Raw genomic sequence first — 15,624 nt, forward strand, 5'->3', positions numbered from 1 at the left:
TCCGTAAAAATACGTACTATTTTGCCGACAGTTTGCGTTCTTTGCGGAGACTCTTTACTGGTAAACAAACAATAAACGAATGGAAATTGTCACCGACCTTTTGAAAATAGTACTTCCTGCTGCTTTGGTGTTATACGCGGTGTATTTGACCGTAACTGCTTTTTTGAAAAAACAATTTGTGGAAAAACAGCTAGAAAATCGAAGTAAAAAGTTGGAAATAACCCTGCCGATTCGCCTTCAGGCTTACGAGCGTATGTGTCTTTTTTTGGAACGAATCAGCCCCAATAACCTTATTGTTCGTTTGAATGGTTCGGCTACTCAAGCCATTGAATTTCAGCAGATTTTAATGCACGAAGTGCGCGAAGAATTCAATCATAATCTTTCGCAACAAGTCTACATGAGTCATGAAGCATGGGAGCAAATAAGGGCAGCCCAGCAGGAAGTGATTACGCTTATCAACCAAGCCGCCTCGGAGGTGGCCCCCGACGCGCCCCCGCTTGATTTAGCCAAGAAAATTTTTGAGAAAATTATTCAGGAAAACCGCAATCCTACGGCTTCAGCGCTCAAGTTTATCAAAGAAGAAATTCAACAGGAATTCCTGTAATTTAAACTGACTCTTTTTTGAGTACTTATTTACTAACCCACAGCTTTTGGGTCAACCTTCCTCGTCCCATAGCGTCGGCATAGGTGATAAAATAAAGTCCCGTTTGAAGTTCGCGTAGCGGTTTAATGGTCAAACTGTTGGTATTATTGGCCTGAATTGCAAAAGGAATTTCCTGGCCAAGTAATGTCGACAAACGTAGCCCGTCTAATTCAAGGTTATCAAATTGCAGTTTTATGGTTTGTCCATCGGAAGGATTTGGATAAATAATAAACCGTGAAGCAGCAGTTTGAGGACTAACGGCAATGATTTTTGAATATTCAGAAGCACGGTCTTTATCCACCTGTTTCAGTCGGTAATAATTCACTCCCGGCAAGGGTGCTTCATCCAAAAAGTTGTACTCGACGCGTTGCTTTGAATCTCCCGCCGACGAAATGCGTCCTATCGACGTAAATTCTTTCAAGTCTGTACTGCGCTCTACCTGAAAATAATCACTGTTGGACTCGTTGGCAGTGGCCCAATTCAGGCGTACGCGGTCGTTTTCTGCTTTTCCGCGAAAATAAATAAGTTCAACGGGTACAATGCTGGCCCATGATAAGTCTGTCAGGAAGATACTTTGCGCAGTAGTGGCCCCGTTACGGATATTATCGCCGCTGTTGAACGCAATGGTCACTTTTTTAATACCAGTACCTGGGAAAGTAACCGTGGAGCGAGTACTGTCTAAGGGGTCTGAATTAAAACCAGACAGAATTCTGACAAAAGGGTCTATCCCGTTGGTTAAAAAGGCAAAATTAGGATTATAAGAAATGGCAGGTGTGACTCCAATATTGTTGTCGTCATAACCTGCAATAAGAACACGGTCTTGATAATTACTAAAACTTAATTCACGGTCGATTCCCAAAATTCCAAATGATAAATTGGTGACTGGTTCACTAAAAGTGAACGTAACACTGACGCCTTCTGTACGGTTTCCCAATGCGATGTTTAACCACAACCCACGGGAGTCATTGCGGGGAGTTCGGTTACGAAGTCGATTGGTGTTCCCCTGAACGGTGGCCGTAACGGTCACTTGCGGGGTGCCTATATTATTGAATGTTTGCAATAAAGCACCATCGGGCGTCCACGGGGTCACTTCGGTATTTGAAGAAAGGTCAATATATCCCTGTCCAAATGCGAGTGTGGAATAAAAAATGATCAGCAGTGTAAAAAGTCTCCTCATACCGTAAAAACGATTATGCATTATACTTTCGTGTTTGATTACAGAATATATACGCAATAAACGAAACAAAGATAGACAAACTTTGGAAAAAAATCAGTTTCGAATTAAGGACGATTTTTGTGTTTCGGTGCTTTATTACAATTCATTGGCCATTTCAATGGCATTGCGGAGAGCCGCTAGCTTGTTATGCACTTCCTGCATCTCAGAAGCAATGTTTGATTTGGCCACCACGCCCATTCCTGCCTGATAAAACAACGTATTGTTTTTACTCAAAAAAGTCCGAATCGTAATGCAGTGGTTGAAGTCTCCGCTGAAACTGATGTGGCCCAATGCGCCGCCATAAATACTTCGATTGGTGGTTTCAAGACGATCAATGATGGTCATCGCGTTGTGTTTGGGGGCCCCGGAGAGCGTTCCAGCGGGAAATGTATCGGCAACCAATTGGAGTGGATTGACTCCCGCACTCATTTTTCCCGTTACTTTAGAAACCAAGTGAATCACGTGGGAGAAAAATTGTGCTTCTTTGTAGGTTTCTACTTTGACCACATCGCAGCTCCGACTCAAATCATTGCGGGCTAGGTCTACCAACATTACGTGTTCAGCCGTTTCTTTGGGGTCGGCGGCCAGCTGGCGCGCCAGTTCAGCATCTTTTTCGTCATCGCCCGTGCGTCGGAAAGTGCCCGCAATGGGGTGAATTTCGGCATGTCCGTTTTTGATGTAGATTTGTTTTTCGGGGGACGAACCGAATACTTTGTAATTGCCAAAATCAAAGTAAAAAAGGTACGGAGAAGGATTGATGGATCGCAAAGCCCGGTAGACGTTGAATTCATCGCCTTCAAATTTCTTGCTGAAACGGCGCGAAGGGACAATCTGAAATACATCGCCGCGCAGACAGTGATTGATGCATTGCTGGATCGTACCCGCCATTTGCTCATCGGTTACGTTGCTTTCTTCGGTGGCATTGGCTTTAAAGCGGAACGTCGCCATTTTGGGCGCTTTAACAATCATCTCCAAAGAATCCAAATCCATGCCCATACTTCGGCTGTGGTTGGAATCCTGCCTTGTTACGCCATAATCATGTTCAAAAAGATACACTTCGTCCTTGAAATGATTGAACGCAATTACAAAACGATAGATACGATACACCATCTGAGGAATGGCGTTGTCGGGTGTTTTGGGCTGAATCTCAATGTCTTCAAAGTATTTCACCGAGTCGTAGGTAATGTGTCCAAACAAACCGCCATTGATAAAAGGGTAATCATTTTTTGGGGCGTCAAAGCGTTGAATAAAATCCCTTAGGGTTTGCATGGCGTGTTTGCGATGAGGCAAACCAAACGACTCTTCGGAGCCGTCAGGAAAGGTTTGCGTTACCACATCTTCGTCCAACACAAACGAGGCGACGGGGTCGCAGGCAATGACGCTAAATCCGTGCTCCATGCCGTGGTATTCGGCACTTTCGAGCATGACGGTATAGGGGAATTTATCGCGGAGTTTGAGATAAACGCCAACGGGTGTGAGCATATCTCCTAATAATTTACGGCTTTGAGTGGTGATTTTGAAGGTGGTATCGGTCGTTGTCATTACCTATATCGGTTGAATGTGTTAGTTATCAAGTTTGGGAATTGAAAATAAAAAAAGCTCGCTGTGCGATGAACAGCGAGCTTTTTGGGTTAAAAATAAGCATAGCATTACGTGTTCATCTTTTTCGAAGAAGAACGCCACCACCATGCGCTATTTTTGACGTTTAAAATCATGTTGCAAAATTACAATCGGGATTTATAAATCCAAATTTTATTTATTCTTCCTCACAAAACCCTTTGTGGCTTTCCTAAACTACTTCTTCTTGTACAAATTGTAAATGACCGAAACCTGTAACGTGCGATTGTAAAGCGACTCGGTTTTGGACGTTGACAAATTGGTAAACCCGTGAATGTAGCGAAGATTCAGGCTGAAATCTTCCGCCATATCCATAAAGTCAAACCGAAGCCCCGTGCCCATGCTGAATTCGTTTTTACGAAGCGGAACCACACTCCTGAGATTGTTGACCGCATAGCTAAACTCCGGAGCAACCTCAAAGGTTAAGCCTTCAGTAAGAATATATCCCACCACTGGCACAAAACTGGCGTAGTTGAAATTGTTGCGTACTACTTCAAGTTCTCCCTTAAATGTACCGCCGCGTACCGAAAGTTGTACTTCTGGTTGAAAAACCCATTTTTGATTCCGAATACGGTAGAAAACACCTAGATTAGGGTGAGACTGGCGTTTGAGACTATAAATAAAGTTGGGAGAATAGGTACTGCTAGAAATGTTTAGTCCTGCGCGCAAACCCAAATGGGGTTTCATGTAAACAGTCTGGGCCTGCGCCCCAACGGACACAATCACCAAAAGTAGAAGTAATCTAAGGTTCAAATTCATGATACAATTCAAAAAGTTAGTTTATGGTGGTTTGCAACCCACTTGGCTGTGTTAGTAACAACCTCACTATTGTTTATGTGATTGATTATTAATTGTTTGTCTTTAATTTAGCCTTGGGTCGGTGGGATAATGTGATTTGACCCGGTACTCTCCGCCCATTTTTCGTAAAACTGCCCTCCAAAATTGGTCAACTGGGGTGTCAAATATAAAACCCGCATCCGTGTCGGATACAATCCAGGCGTTTTTACTGAGTTCTTCGTCCAATTGCCCCGCTGACCATCCTGAATATCCAATGAAAAAACGCAAATCTCGCTCGGTTATTTTCCCGACGTTGAGCATGCTCATAATTTGTTCAAAATCGCCGCTCCAATATAAGTTATCTCCTACTGGCACGGCATCTTCAATAAATGACAACCGATGAAGAAAATGCAATGTGTTCTGTTCGACTGGACCGCCCAGATAAAGTGGCATATTGGTCACAACGGGCTCTTTCAGAACGTCGTTAAGGTGTAAGTTGGTGGTTTGATTAAAGACCAGTCCAAAGGTTCCTTGTTCGTTGTGTTCGCACAGAAATACCACGCTCCGTTCAAAATTGGGGTCACCCAAAGTCGGTTCGGCAATTAATAATTTTCCTTGGGCAGGTTTTAGCGGAGGCATTTGGTACTGGTTCAGTGTCTCTTTTAAGGAGATAACGAAATAAAAATCAAAAATAGTGGATTTTCAAGAACAAATGAGCACGTTGTGATTAAACCGCTTCCAATTTTTGTGCTTTGAAGGCAGGACGCGGCCTGATATTCAGGGTTTGAAACATCTCTTGGTCGGCGTCAACGTCTGGATTGGGGGTTGTTAACAGCTTTTCTCCCGCAAAAATAGAATTGGCCCCTGCCATAAAACAAAGTGCCTGTTCTTCCATCGTCATATTGACGCGGCCCGCCGAGAGGCGAACCATGGCTTTGGGCATCAGAATACGCGCTGTAGCTATCATCCGAATCATATCCCAAACCGATACGCGTTTTTGATGCTCCAGCGGCGTGCCTTCTACGGCAACCAGTGCATTGACAGGTACTGATTCAGGGGCCTGTGGAAGCGACGCCAGGGTATGAAGCATTCCAATGCGGTCATCGTGGGTTTCGCCCATGCCGATGATGCCGCCCGAGCAGGCTGAAATACCCACTTTCTGCACGTGATTGATGGTTTGGAGGCGGTCGTCGTAGGTACGGGTTGAAATAATATCGCCGTAAAACTCCTCGCTCGTGTCAAGGTTATGGTTGTAGGCGTAAAGCCCAGCGTCTTTCAGTTTTTGAGCTTGGGTTTCGGTCAGCATTCCCAACGTGCAGCATACTTCCATGTCGAGTTGATTCACGCCTTTGACCATTTCCAATACTTTATCAAAATCGCGGTTGTCGCGGACTTCACGCCAGGCCGCACCCATGCAGAAGCGCGTGCTACCAGCGTCTTTGGCGCGTTGGGCGGCGGTTAATACTTCATCCACTTCCATCAATTTATGGGCTTGTACTCCCGTGTGGTACCGCGCAGCCTGTGGGCAATAAGCGCAATCTTCGGGGCAACCACCCGTTTTGACAGACAACAAAGTACAGACCTGTACTTCTTGCGGGTCGTGGTGTTGGCGGTGAACTGTAGCGGCGCGGTAAATCAACTCCAAGATAGGGGATTCATAAATTTCGCGTACCGCGTCTTTCGATAACGTAGGATTCATCTTGCGCAATGACTTTAAATGGGCAACAAATCTGTAAAAAAATAAGTGGAAGTCAAGTCTTCTCCTTCGGCATTTTGGAAATTATAAGTTTTCTCGACGGTTTCTCCTTTTTGAAAATCAATGGGTTGGGAGAAATAAGGAGCTTCAAAAACAAAGGTGTGAAATTCGCCGTTTTCGCCGCAGGGGTCGATATTGGCGGGCAATTCGCTGACAAAATCGCGGTCTAGCACACGGCCGCAAAAGGATTGGTCCAGTACATTCCCGTTTACGCTGACGACGATGGTTTTGAATCCTAAGTCCCAAAATTCTTCCAGCAATTCTATCGAAGGACGTTGCCAGAGGGGGAAAATGCCTTGCATTCCGACGGTCGCTAGTTGATTTTCGCGATAGAGCCGTAAATCTTCCAGAAAAATATCACCAAAAATGGATTTTGTAATGCGTGCGTCGGCTAAGGGTTGAAGAATTTCAGCCATACGAACTTGGTATTCTTCCATAGATGTGGTTTCGGGCAGGCGTAGTTTGAGCAGTTCGATGCCGAGCTGTTGCGCCTGTTGGTCGAGCAGTTCTTCACGCACGCCATGCATCGAGATTCGTCGGAAGGAGTCGTTTAGGGAAGTCAGGAGGTAACGAACGTCGTAGGCGTTATTCTGCAAACTATGATACAATGCCAGCGCCGAGTCTTTGCCTCCCGACCAATTCATGAGAGCCGCCTGCATTATTCAGCAACGGCCAGTTTGGGGAAACGCATTTTCAGAACTTCAAATCCGCCAAAAAGCAAGGCGCTGTAGGCCAATGTGCCCGCCAGAAAATTACGCATAAACAGCACGCCCTGCGTGAGGCATTGTACAAACCCTGCCCAATCGCGGCTGAGGGGCAAGCCCGTGCGCAGATCAATGCCACCGCTCAGCCACACGCTGCCATCCGACAAGACCCAATGCGATAACGTGGCAATGACGGCGGCCAAAACGACATTTTTGACGTTGATTTTTTGTAATAATACTTTTCCGTAAAAAACAATCAGCGCAAAAATGCCATATACCCAATACCAGCCCTCGTAGATGATGCCGTAGCGGCCTTGGTAAATGACGGCGTTGATGAGTAAATCGCTGATAAAAAGGGTGATAAGCGGAAAGGAAAAGGCTTTCCAACGAGTGGTGAAATACGCACCACTGAACAGTGCCATCGCGCCAAGCGGTGTAAAATTGGAAACGGGCGAGAGCTGCGCCACGTTCAGAATACGAATCAGCGCGGCGGCCAGCATAAAGCATAGCAACGTCAGCAGACGGGGATTGAGGGTGTTTTTCATACTATTTAAAAGAATAAAATCGGTTTAGCTGCGCATCCTCCGTGCGCGGCGACTAAATAGTTCATTGGGCAGGTCTCCTGACTTGTTTCATCGCTCTTGCACCTTCCCGGCGTGGAGTTTACAGTTGGCAGTTTACAGTTGGCAGTAAAAATACTGTAGACTGTGAACCATGGACTGTGAACTGAAAACCAGTGGTTTATGCAGTTGTTAAGAGCGACCTTGGATGAAACTTACAGTTGCGGGGACAGTTTTCGTTTTGCACGAAATTCCCTTTTAAGCCGTCAAAGCCCGCCACGAAGCAGGCATGAGGCACCCAAGACGAATACAAAAGTAGGGAGAAGTCGGGAGTGAGGAGTAAGAAAGGAGTGTTTATTTTTTTGGGGAGGAGCTTAGTATTTTTGAAAAAGCCCTGCTTTTCCCATTTTGATGGAGGTTTCCTTGTCGTAAAATTCTAGAATTTTTATCAAATCACTTTCGACAGAATAATCCAAACGGTTGGATTTAACAAACTCCGCAATCATAGACGCTTTATCGCTTAATGCCTCCAAAATCGCCGATTTTTTTCGTTTGATACGACGAATTTGTCCCTCTTTTACGAGGTATAGCTCTTCTTCCCGGACAAATTTTGAGGGTACTGATACGCTTTCCATTTTGCCGTGATTTGGTTTCGCCCTCTTTTTGATGAATTTAATTCCTCAAAAAGATAAAGTCAATTGAGTTTGTAAATTGACTTTATATGAACGATAATCGGGGAAAATGGTTCTGTTTTGTGCTGTATAAACCTGATAATATACAGAGGGCTGAATAATCCAGCTCACTGAGTGAGTGACCTTATAGCTAATTCCAGCTCCTAATGCGATTGCTAGAGTCAGGGGAAATTTTCCTTTTGTAACATCAGACTTGATATAGGGAGGGGTTGAATAATCCTTTGATTGTATTCTTTCCATGATTATTCCAGTAGAAAAATAAGGAGAAAGCCGTTTTAAGGAAGGCTGATAGTTAATAAGTACTGGAATTATTAGGTCTTTTGTTTTTATTTGTGATGTTTCAGGAATAACTCTATGGTATTTTATCCAATTATAACTAATACCTGTGGAAATAGACCATTTAGGGGTCATGGAATAGTTACCCGTAATTCCTAACAATATACCCTTTCCCTCTTCTTGAAATCCAAGTTCTCCCGTAAAAATATGAGTAGAGGCATTGCCTCCTACAAAACCAATTGAAGGAGTTACTGAAAAACGATTTTGTCCTACTGTTGAGGTAACGAATATTACTTGTAAAATCAATAAAGAAATTTTTTTAGAAGCTTTCATGGCATTAATTTGTTTAATTCCAGATAGTTGGATGCATTTTTGGGGTAATGTGCATTTGACAAGGTGAATCAGGACAATAATCTCCTGTTGAGCAGCTAGCGCTATAAGTTTTTGAGAACTAAATAACGACATGTTTTATGGCAGTGGAAACTATAAATTTAACTTTGATTTATAGTTTCCATACTCATAAAACTAGAACAGGAATTAGTGATTTCAAAATAAAATAAAGGAAAAAGGAGTCAAATAAAGTGAAACCTAACTATCTAACCAGAGAATAATAGCGAAAGGGCTAATTGCCTGCTGTTTCACGAATTTGATTGGGCATTTTCAGACTGGGAGCAATCAGAATCACAAAATCCCTATTTTTGCTTTTTCGTAATCAACCGCCCGTATGAATTCTCCGCTGCCCAAACCCACCTTTGCCGATTATCTTCATTTGCATTTTTTAGTACTTATCTGGGGCTTTACGGCCATTTTGGGGAAACTGATTAATCCGCAACTTTCGCGTATTAGTCTTACGTTTTTTCGAACCTTATTGGCGGCCGTTGGTTTGGCTGTGGTGCTGTGGTTGTGGAAAGAATGGAAGCGCGTACCTGCCAACGACCGCTGGGCCATGCTCGGGGTGGGGGCCATCATGGGGCTACACTGGCTGACTTTCTTTGGCTCGGCGCACGTATCGAGTGCGTCGGTGTGTTTGGCGGGAATGTCTACTACGTCGCTTTTTACCTCTTTGTTGGAGCCGTTGTTTGCGAGGCGGCGGGTGCGGCCGCTGGAAATTTTGCTGAGTTTGTTGGTGATTGTAGGGCTTTACCTTATTTTTCGGTTTGAGGTAGACCAATCGTTAGGCTTGGGGTTGGCCCTGGTGTCGGCTTTTTTAGCGGCTCTTTTTACCATTGCTAACAGCCGTTTTGTACGCCGACACAATGCGCTTCTGATTACCTTTTATGAAATGAACGGCGCCACCATCGCCATGTTGATAGGTTTGGCGGGCGTAGCTTTTACAAGCGGGCTGACCGCCCAAGAAGTGATTCCGCAATCGGCTGATTGGCTCTGGCTCATCATTTTGGCTTTTGTGTGTACGGTGTATGCGTACTCGGCAGGGGTGCATTTGCTGCGAAAAGTCTCTCCTTTTACGCTCAATCTGACCATCAATCTGGAGCCTGTTTACGGCATGGCGCTGGCCTATTTTATACTCAATGAGCGCATGACAGCAGGCTTTTATGCAGGCTCGGTGGTGATACTGCTGGCCGTGATCGTATACCCGATGCTCAACAGTCGTTTTGCCAAATAAGATCAGTTAAATACCTTATTCCAAATTTTGCTCCAGCCTTCACGGTCGGCGGGCAGGGGCGCATTGCGACGGATATATTTGCCGTTGGCATCCATCAAAACTGCATAAGGCACTTGGGTAACGGCCCATTCGGCCACAAAATAATCGTTTTGTGATTCGTCCAATTTAAGGTGCAAGCCCCTGCTTCTGCTTTTTATCGCGGCTTCGCGCCATACATCGTCGTTAGTTTTGTATTCTGAAACATACACAAATTCGACGCTGTTGGGCGGCAGGCTTGCCCGCAATGCGTTGGCTTCGGCCAATGCGCGGCGTCCCCATTCATCGTTGGTCCAAAAAAGAAAATACACAATCTTTCCTTTAAACTTCCGTTTCAACTGACTCCATACATCCAAGAAGGGTGGGATATTGGTCAGAAAAATGCCAGGCAGCACTTCTGTGGGGTCATTCAATGTGGCTGCTTCTATTTTAGATTCAACCGCACGAATCACGGCTGAATCAAGGCTCTCAATGTGGTGAAGTTCGTCCAACGAGCGTACATAATACGGGTTTTTGAGCCCAGGACGCAGGTGATTATACCAGAGCGTCAGGTTCTTTAAGGCGAAGTTGTTGATGTTTTCTGCATAAAATGCCGCCTTCAGATAATCCAGTTCTTTGGCAGAATGGGCCGCATCGAATTTGCGGGTGTACAATTCATACGCAGCAATAAGCCGAAGTGTATCTTCTTTTTGATTGAACAGATTGCTGAGCCACCGCAACTCTCTCATTTTGGCCGTTTCTCCTTGCACATACCCCACCAATTTTAGGCTATCGGTGGTCGAAATGTTGGGGACATACTGTAAAATCAAACGGGCCAAGGTATTAACGGGCAAAGACGATTCGGGAAGATTAGGCGTGGTCGCTATGGCGTAATTGGTAAATTGCCGGTAACTGTCGGCTTTGGCAAACGTAAAAAACCGGTTGGTGTCTAATTCGGTCGATGCGGATATCGCCAACGGGAGTTTTTGTTTTTCTTGCGATAAATAACTGTAAAATCTCGCTTTGGCAGCGTCATTGAGCGAAGAAATCACCCACTTGTCAAGCAGCGTATCTTTGACAGTTTGGTAGGTGCGATAAAAATCAATTTTACGGTCGCGCTCTTGGGCCACTTTTTCCCAAAAGAGAAAGCCAGTCGCTGCTTTGATGGGCTTTTCGGGATTAGCTTTGAGCCACTTATTGAAAGCTACATAAAAATGAGCGTGTCGATTATTGGTAGTTGCATAAATGCCTCCAAAACGGATAGGAACCTCACTTTTGGTCAGGGAGTCGCCGTTGAGGGTGATTTCCACCGTGCCTTTTTCGCCCAAAAAAGGCATCACTACGTTGGCGTAGGTCAGATAACATTCTTCCAACGGATACACCAGAGGCATTTTCAATTCAAAACTACCATCGGGCTGGAGCTGGGCGGCGCGTACAATTTCTCGATTAGATTGTAAAATATTGACCCGGGCCACCGTAACCTCGGGGGCCTGCCGGTACAATCTCACCGTCAGATTTTCTATTTTTCCACGCACCGTTAGGGTGTCGGTTTGGGCGTATGACGAAGAGAAGAACAATGTGCCAGAGGCGATCAGCAAAAGCAATAATAAACGAAGTTGTAGGCAGGGTCGAAAAAAACTGATTTCTGGAAGAACGATGCGATGCAGATGCTTATAGAATGACAAAGTTGCTTTATTTCGCTTATTCATTGTTTTGACTTTTGGATGTTCAAAATTAATAATTGCCCATGCTCACTTGGCACTTCTCGCTCCTTACTTCTGATTGTTGCCCCGACTTATTTCAAACACATGCTTTAAAATCTCCTCCTCTATTTCTCCGAAGGCTTCGCCCCGCCGGCTTACGGTTTCATAGGCTACTTGGAGGGCTTTTTCGATGCGGTATTCTGTAAACCCTTCGGCCGCGCCGCCCCACGAAAAAGACGGAATATGCTTGGGCTGAAAGCCTGCTCCGAAAACGTTGGTATTCACGCCTACCACCGTACCCGTATTGAACAACGTACTGATGCCCGCTTTGGTAAAATCACCCATAAAGAGGCCGCAAAACAGACGGTTTGTATCTTCCAACGTTTCGGTGGCGTAGCTGTAAAGTTTTACGTTAGTATAATCATTTTTGAGGTTGGAATTGTTGCAATTCGCTCCTAAGTTACACCATTCTCCCAAAACAGAGTTGCCCAAAAAGCCGTCGTGGCCTTTGTTGCTAAAACCAAAAAGTACCGAGTTGCTGACCTCGCCGCCAATTTTACAATGCGGCCCTATACTGGTATTCATGCGCATTTTAGCACCCCAGTTGACGGTAGAGTCTTCGCCCAACGCAAACGGCCCCATGATAACGCTACCCTCGTTGACAGTCGCATTTTTTCCGATGTAAATTGGCCCGTTTTCGGCATTCAGAATGGAGGCACGAACCCTAGCCCCTTCTTCTAAAAATACATTTTCTGGGGCGTAGACGTGCGTAAAAGGGTCTGCCACAGGCTGGCTGACTCTACCTTGGGTAAGAGTCGTAAAATCTGCTTTGATTTGTGCGCCGTTTTCGCCATAAATATCCCAAAGACGTTGAATCGTAACAATAGGTTCGGGAAAAAGAACCGTTTTCAATTCACTCACGGGTTTTACCACTTCAAACGGTGAACGATAGGCAATGACTTGGTCGTTTTCGAGGGCAATCAATGCTTCCCCTGCTTTTAATTGGCCGACGGCCGTTGCGATGGAAGCAGTTGCGCAGACAGCGCCGTTGAGGAAAATATTATCGTTGGTGGCAACAAACGGGAATTTATGCTGAAGATAAGGTTCGGTCAAAAAAGAGGGTTTCGCATGAAGAAAATGCGCCCACTTTTCGGTCAATGTCAGGATGCCGCAGCGGATTTCTGACACGGGACGCGTGAAAGTAAACGGTAGCAGATGCGGACGGACGGCGGCATCGTCGTAAAGGATATAATTGTTCATAAGAATGATTTTAGCGGTTCAATTCTACGAAATTTAGACGTGCTTAGATGGCCTAAAATCCACGGAATGAATAAAATCTATTAGAGTTTTGACTGCTTTGGTCGCTACAAAGATAAGTTTTGCCCAAAATTTATTAGGTTTGCCAATACAAACATTTTTGACCTGCCAAACTGTTAAATATACCATTAACTATGCCGAAATTAACTAAACAAGTCATTGATAGCGGAACGCAATATACCTTTGATTTACCCGTAAAAGTATTGCAATTTGGAACAGGAGTGCTTCTGAGAGGGCTTTGTGACTACCTGATTGATAAAGCAAACAAGCAAAATATCTTCAACGGACGAATTGTAGTGGTAAAATCTACCGCAGGTTCGGCCGATGATTTTGCCGAGCAAGATGGCCTCTACACGGTTTGCGTACGTGGGGTGGACAATGAAGGCCAAACCATCGATGAGGCCACGGCCGTTACGTCTATCAGTCGGGTTATTTCGGCGCAGGACAGTTGGCAGAGCATCCTACAGGTGGCGCGTAATCCGCATTTGGAAGTGATTATTTCAAATACCACTGAGGTGGGCATTCAGTACGTAGAGGAGAGTATTTTTCAAAGTCCACCGCAATCATTCCCTGCCAAGCTGACCGCGTTTTTGTATGAGCGTTTTCGTACTTACGGAGGCAAAAAAGACAAGGGATTGGTGGTAGTTCCTACTGAGTTGATTACCGATAACGGCCTCAAACTCCGTGAGTGCGTAGAAAAAATTTCGGTGTATAATGAGCTGGGTAAGCTGTTTAATAAATGGCTTAAATACCATGTAAAATTCTGTAACTCATTGGTAGATAGGATTGTGCCAGGTAAGCCTGATGCCGTTACTTATGCCGCATTGCAAGAGAAAATTGGCTACGAAGATGCGCTTTTGACGGTAGCAGAGCCTTATTTGTTGTGGGCGATTGAGGGAGATGAACGAGTGAGGAAAGCCCTTTCGTTTGAGCAAATTAGCGAAAATGTCATTGTCGACGAAGATATTTCTTATTACCGCGAGCGCAAACTGCGTATCCTGAACGGAAGCCACAGCGCGGCGGCCCCGTTGGGTTATTTAAGTGGGTTTGATATCACGTTTCAGTGCATGAACGACCCCGCTATGTCTAAATATTACGAGGCGATTATCTACGACGAAATAGTACCGACGTTGCCGTTTGAGGAGCAAATGGACGAGCTGAAAGTGTTTGCGGGAGATATTCTTAATCGTTACCGTAACCCATTTATTCAGCAAAAACTCATCGGGATTACGCTCCAGCAATCGTCGAAAATGAACGCGCGGAATGTAGCTACCATTCGTCGTTATTATCAGCAATTCAATAAAGCGCCTAAATTGTTTACGATCGGCTTTGCCGCGTACTTGCTGTTTATGCGGGCCGTTAAGCAACAGAACGAGCATTATTTCGGTCAACGTGGCGAAGAGTTTTACGTCATCAACGACGAACAAGCGGCGTATTTCTACGAGCAATGGCAGGGCGTGACGGTCGAAACCGTACCTGCATTTGTGCAAGCCGTACTGAGCAATACCAAACTTTGGGATACCGATTTGACCAAACTCACTGGTTTTGCCGAAACCGTGGCGGAGTATTTGGTGGAAATGATGAACACCAGCGTAAAAACAACCTTGGAAAAAGCAATTCTTTAATCATAAATGTAAGCGTAAAGGGGGTTAGGTGTTAGGTATTGACTTAACTTCTAACCCCTTCACTTTTAGTGCTAAATCCTGAAAACTATGTTGAAAAATAAATTTTTACAGTTACTGATTGCCATCGTTATCATCGGGGTGATTGGGTATACTTTTTTTGGGGAAGAAACAACGGTTTCGGACGCCGATTATGTGGCGCAGTTGGAGAAAGACCGCAAAGAAAAAGATAAGTTTTACCAAGATTCCGATACCTCTCCCATTGGGGATAAAACGGCTTTTAAGGGACTTAATTATTTTGTCCCAAATCCAGCCTATAAAGTGGTCGCTACGGTGATTCCGTACCACGCTCAGGACAAGCAAGTAGCCGTACCCATGACCGACGGCAGCACCACCACCTACGAAAAATATGGTTTTGCCGAGTTTACATTGCCTGATGCAAGCAAGGCGGCCGAGCTGAACGTTTATCGCCTGCTCATTTATAAACATGAAAAAGGCCTTTCTATCCTGTTTCGCGATGCCACGGCCCCAGAGGAAACCTACGGCGGGGGGCGTTATTTGGATTTTAAAACAGATGACGTAACCGATGGCAAACTCACCCTCGATTTCAACGTTGCCTATAATCCCTACTGTGCTTACAACCCTACTTACGCCTGCCCCATTCCGCCCAAAGAAAATACCCTGCCCGTGCGGGTGGAAGCGGGAGAGAAGATTTATGAGAAGTATGAGTAAATTTGAAGAATAAAACCTGCCATACGTAAATATCGCTCTTGGAATGAGATAACACAGGGTACCTATAATACGTGGAAAGGTAAATCTTCACTAGAGTGTTTAGTGGCAATGGAGGTAGTGGTAGAGCGTATTTTTATGGTTAGACCTGAACTTCTTCGACAACATGCACGACCATGTCCTGACATTTATCCGATTGTTAAACGAAGAAAATGTTGAGTACGTTGTTGTAAGAGGATATGAATATCGTTTTAAAGATCCTGTGGATTTGGAAAACTTACCTCTATTGGAAGAGTAGTATTTCAATGCTTTTCCCCAAAATCCCCTAATTTTGCGGTGCCTTTGGGCAAAAGTTGTCGGTGATCGGGTTCAA

At 44.9% G+C, this 15,624-nt stretch carries 15 protein-coding genes and 1 riboswitch; of the genes, 4 read left to right on the plus strand and 11 right to left on the minus strand.

From position 1 onward, the window contains the following. Positions 1-79: 79 nt before the first annotated feature. Positions 80-604, plus strand: a complete 525-nt coding sequence (locus tag DR864_RS19090) for a DUF7935 family protein (protein ID WP_114068459.1) — start codon at positions 80-82, stop codon at positions 602-604. Positions 605-629: 25 nt separating this feature from the next. Here the strand turns inward: DR864_RS19090 and DR864_RS19095 are convergent, their stop codons facing one another. From DR864_RS19095 to DR864_RS19135, 9 genes are all read right to left on the minus strand, one after another. Further along, positions 630-1,820 (minus strand): T9SS type A sorting domain-containing protein, encoded by a 1,191-nt coding sequence (locus DR864_RS19095; RefSeq protein WP_162793953.1) that lies wholly within the window; start codon positions 1,818-1,820, stop codon positions 630-632. A gap of 135 nt (positions 1,821-1,955) precedes the next feature. Further along, positions 1,956-3,401 carry an anthranilate synthase component I family protein gene (locus DR864_RS19100; RefSeq protein ID WP_114068461.1) on the minus strand — a complete coding sequence of 482 codons (1,446 nt, stop codon included), beginning with the start codon at positions 3,399-3,401 and terminating at the stop codon, positions 1,956-1,958. Positions 3,402-3,653: 252 nt separating this feature from the next. Next, on the minus strand, positions 3,654-4,235 hold the full coding sequence (locus DR864_RS19105; protein ID WP_114068462.1) for a porin family protein: 582 nt from the start codon (positions 4,233-4,235) through the stop codon (positions 3,654-3,656). Between the two features lie 102 nt (positions 4,236-4,337). Then, a complete protein-coding gene (locus tag DR864_RS19110; RefSeq protein WP_114068463.1) occupies positions 4,338-4,892 on the minus strand; it encodes a YqgE/AlgH family protein in 555 nt (184 codons plus the stop codon). Positions 4,893-4,980: 88 nt separating this feature from the next. Continuing rightward, positions 4,981-5,952 (minus strand): biotin synthase BioB, encoded by a 972-nt coding sequence (gene bioB / locus DR864_RS19115; RefSeq protein ID WP_114068464.1) that lies wholly within the window; start codon positions 5,950-5,952, stop codon positions 4,981-4,983. A 14-nt stretch (positions 5,953-5,966) separates the two neighbouring features. Beyond that, on the minus strand, positions 5,967-6,668 hold the full coding sequence (locus tag DR864_RS19120) for a Dph6-related ATP pyrophosphatase (RefSeq protein ID WP_229599417.1): 702 nt from the start codon (positions 6,666-6,668) through the stop codon (positions 5,967-5,969). Further along, entirely contained in the window at positions 6,668-7,258 is a 591-nt protein-coding gene (locus DR864_RS19125; RefSeq protein WP_114068465.1) for a DUF6580 family putative transport protein, read from the minus strand. The genes DR864_RS19120 and DR864_RS19125 overlap by 1 nt, the downstream gene beginning before the upstream one ends. A gap of 50 nt (positions 7,259-7,308) precedes the next feature. Next, a riboswitch (cobalamin riboswitch) is annotated at positions 7,309-7,588 on the minus strand. 59 nt (positions 7,589-7,647) lie between these two features. Beyond that, positions 7,648-7,908 carry a hypothetical protein gene (locus DR864_RS19130; RefSeq protein WP_114068466.1) on the minus strand — a complete coding sequence of 87 codons (261 nt, stop codon included), beginning with the start codon at positions 7,906-7,908 and terminating at the stop codon, positions 7,648-7,650. 45 nt (positions 7,909-7,953) lie between these two features. Further along, complete coding sequence (locus DR864_RS19135; protein WP_162793955.1) at positions 7,954-8,574, minus strand: PorT family protein; 621 nt, start codon at positions 8,572-8,574, stop codon at positions 7,954-7,956. A 391-nt stretch (positions 8,575-8,965) separates the two neighbouring features. Here DR864_RS19135 and DR864_RS19140 point away from each other — a divergent pair, with 391 nt between their 5' ends. Beyond that, positions 8,966-9,865: a DMT family transporter gene (locus DR864_RS19140; RefSeq protein ID WP_114068468.1), complete on the plus strand. Its 900-nt coding sequence runs from the start codon at positions 8,966-8,968 to the stop codon at positions 9,863-9,865. Positions 9,866-9,867: 2 nt separating this feature from the next. Here DR864_RS19140 and DR864_RS19145 read toward each other — a convergent pair whose 3' ends face one another. After that, positions 9,868-11,589, minus strand: coding sequence for a TlpA family protein disulfide reductase (locus DR864_RS19145; RefSeq protein WP_162793957.1), 1,722 nt, complete (start codon positions 11,587-11,589; stop codon positions 9,868-9,870). A gap of 63 nt (positions 11,590-11,652) precedes the next feature. Continuing rightward, complete coding sequence (locus DR864_RS19150; RefSeq protein WP_114068470.1) at positions 11,653-12,843, minus strand: GlmU family protein; 1,191 nt, start codon at positions 12,841-12,843, stop codon at positions 11,653-11,655. 191 nt (positions 12,844-13,034) lie between these two features. Between DR864_RS19150 and DR864_RS19155 the strand changes: the two genes are divergently transcribed. After that, the gene (locus tag DR864_RS19155; RefSeq protein WP_114068471.1) at positions 13,035-14,525 is read left to right on the plus strand and encodes a tagaturonate reductase; all 1,491 of its coding nucleotides are present in this window, start codon (positions 13,035-13,037) and stop codon (positions 14,523-14,525) included. 87 nt (positions 14,526-14,612) lie between these two features. After that, on the plus strand, positions 14,613-15,254 hold the full coding sequence (locus DR864_RS19160) for a DUF1684 domain-containing protein (RefSeq protein WP_114068472.1): 642 nt from the start codon (positions 14,613-14,615) through the stop codon (positions 15,252-15,254). Positions 15,255-15,624: the final 370 nt, after the last annotated feature.

This window comes from Runella rosea (assembly GCF_003325355.1).
In the GTDB taxonomy this organism is placed as follows: domain Bacteria; phylum Bacteroidota; class Bacteroidia; order Cytophagales; family Spirosomataceae; genus Runella; species Runella rosea.

Bases quoted from the DNA above. Each gene is read 5' to 3' on its own strand.
- DR864_RS19155 (WP_114068471.1), top strand. From the start codon at position 13,035: ATGCCGAAATTAACTAAACAAGTCATTGATAGCGGAACGCAATATACC.
- DR864_RS19145 (WP_162793957.1), bottom strand. From the start codon at position 11,589: ATGAATAAGCGAAATAAAGCAACTTTGTCATTCTATAAGCATCTGCAT.
- DR864_RS19135 (WP_162793955.1), bottom strand. From the start codon at position 8,574: ATGAAAGCTTCTAAAAAAATTTCTTTATTGATTTTACAAGTAATATTC.
- DR864_RS19100 (WP_114068461.1), bottom strand. From the start codon at position 3,401: ATGACAACGACCGATACCACCTTCAAAATCACCACTCAAAGCCGTAAA.
- DR864_RS19095 (WP_162793953.1), bottom strand. From the start codon at position 1,820: ATGAGGAGACTTTTTACACTGCTGATCATTTTTTATTCCACACTCGCA.
- DR864_RS19090 (WP_114068459.1), top strand. From the start codon at position 80: ATGGAAATTGTCACCGACCTTTTGAAAATAGTACTTCCTGCTGCTTTG.
- DR864_RS19140 (WP_114068468.1), top strand. From the start codon at position 8,966: ATGAATTCTCCGCTGCCCAAACCCACCTTTGCCGATTATCTTCATTTG.
- DR864_RS19110 (WP_114068463.1), bottom strand. From the start codon at position 4,892: ATGCCTCCGCTAAAACCTGCCCAAGGAAAATTATTAATTGCCGAACCG.
- DR864_RS19150 (WP_114068470.1), bottom strand. From the start codon at position 12,843: ATGAACAATTATATCCTTTACGACGATGCCGCCGTCCGTCCGCATCTG.
- DR864_RS19125 (WP_114068465.1), bottom strand. From the start codon at position 7,258: ATGAAAAACACCCTCAATCCCCGTCTGCTGACGTTGCTATGCTTTATG.
- DR864_RS19130 (WP_114068466.1), bottom strand. From the start codon at position 7,908: ATGGAAAGCGTATCAGTACCCTCAAAATTTGTCCGGGAAGAAGAGCTA.
- DR864_RS19120 (WP_229599417.1), bottom strand. From the start codon at position 6,668: ATGCAGGCGGCTCTCATGAATTGGTCGGGAGGCAAAGACTCGGCGCTG.
- DR864_RS19105 (WP_114068462.1), bottom strand. From the start codon at position 4,235: ATGAATTTGAACCTTAGATTACTTCTACTTTTGGTGATTGTGTCCGTT.
- DR864_RS19160 (WP_114068472.1), top strand. From the start codon at position 14,613: ATGTTGAAAAATAAATTTTTACAGTTACTGATTGCCATCGTTATCATC.
- bioB (WP_114068464.1), bottom strand. From the start codon at position 5,952: ATGAATCCTACGTTATCGAAAGACGCGGTACGCGAAATTTATGAATCC.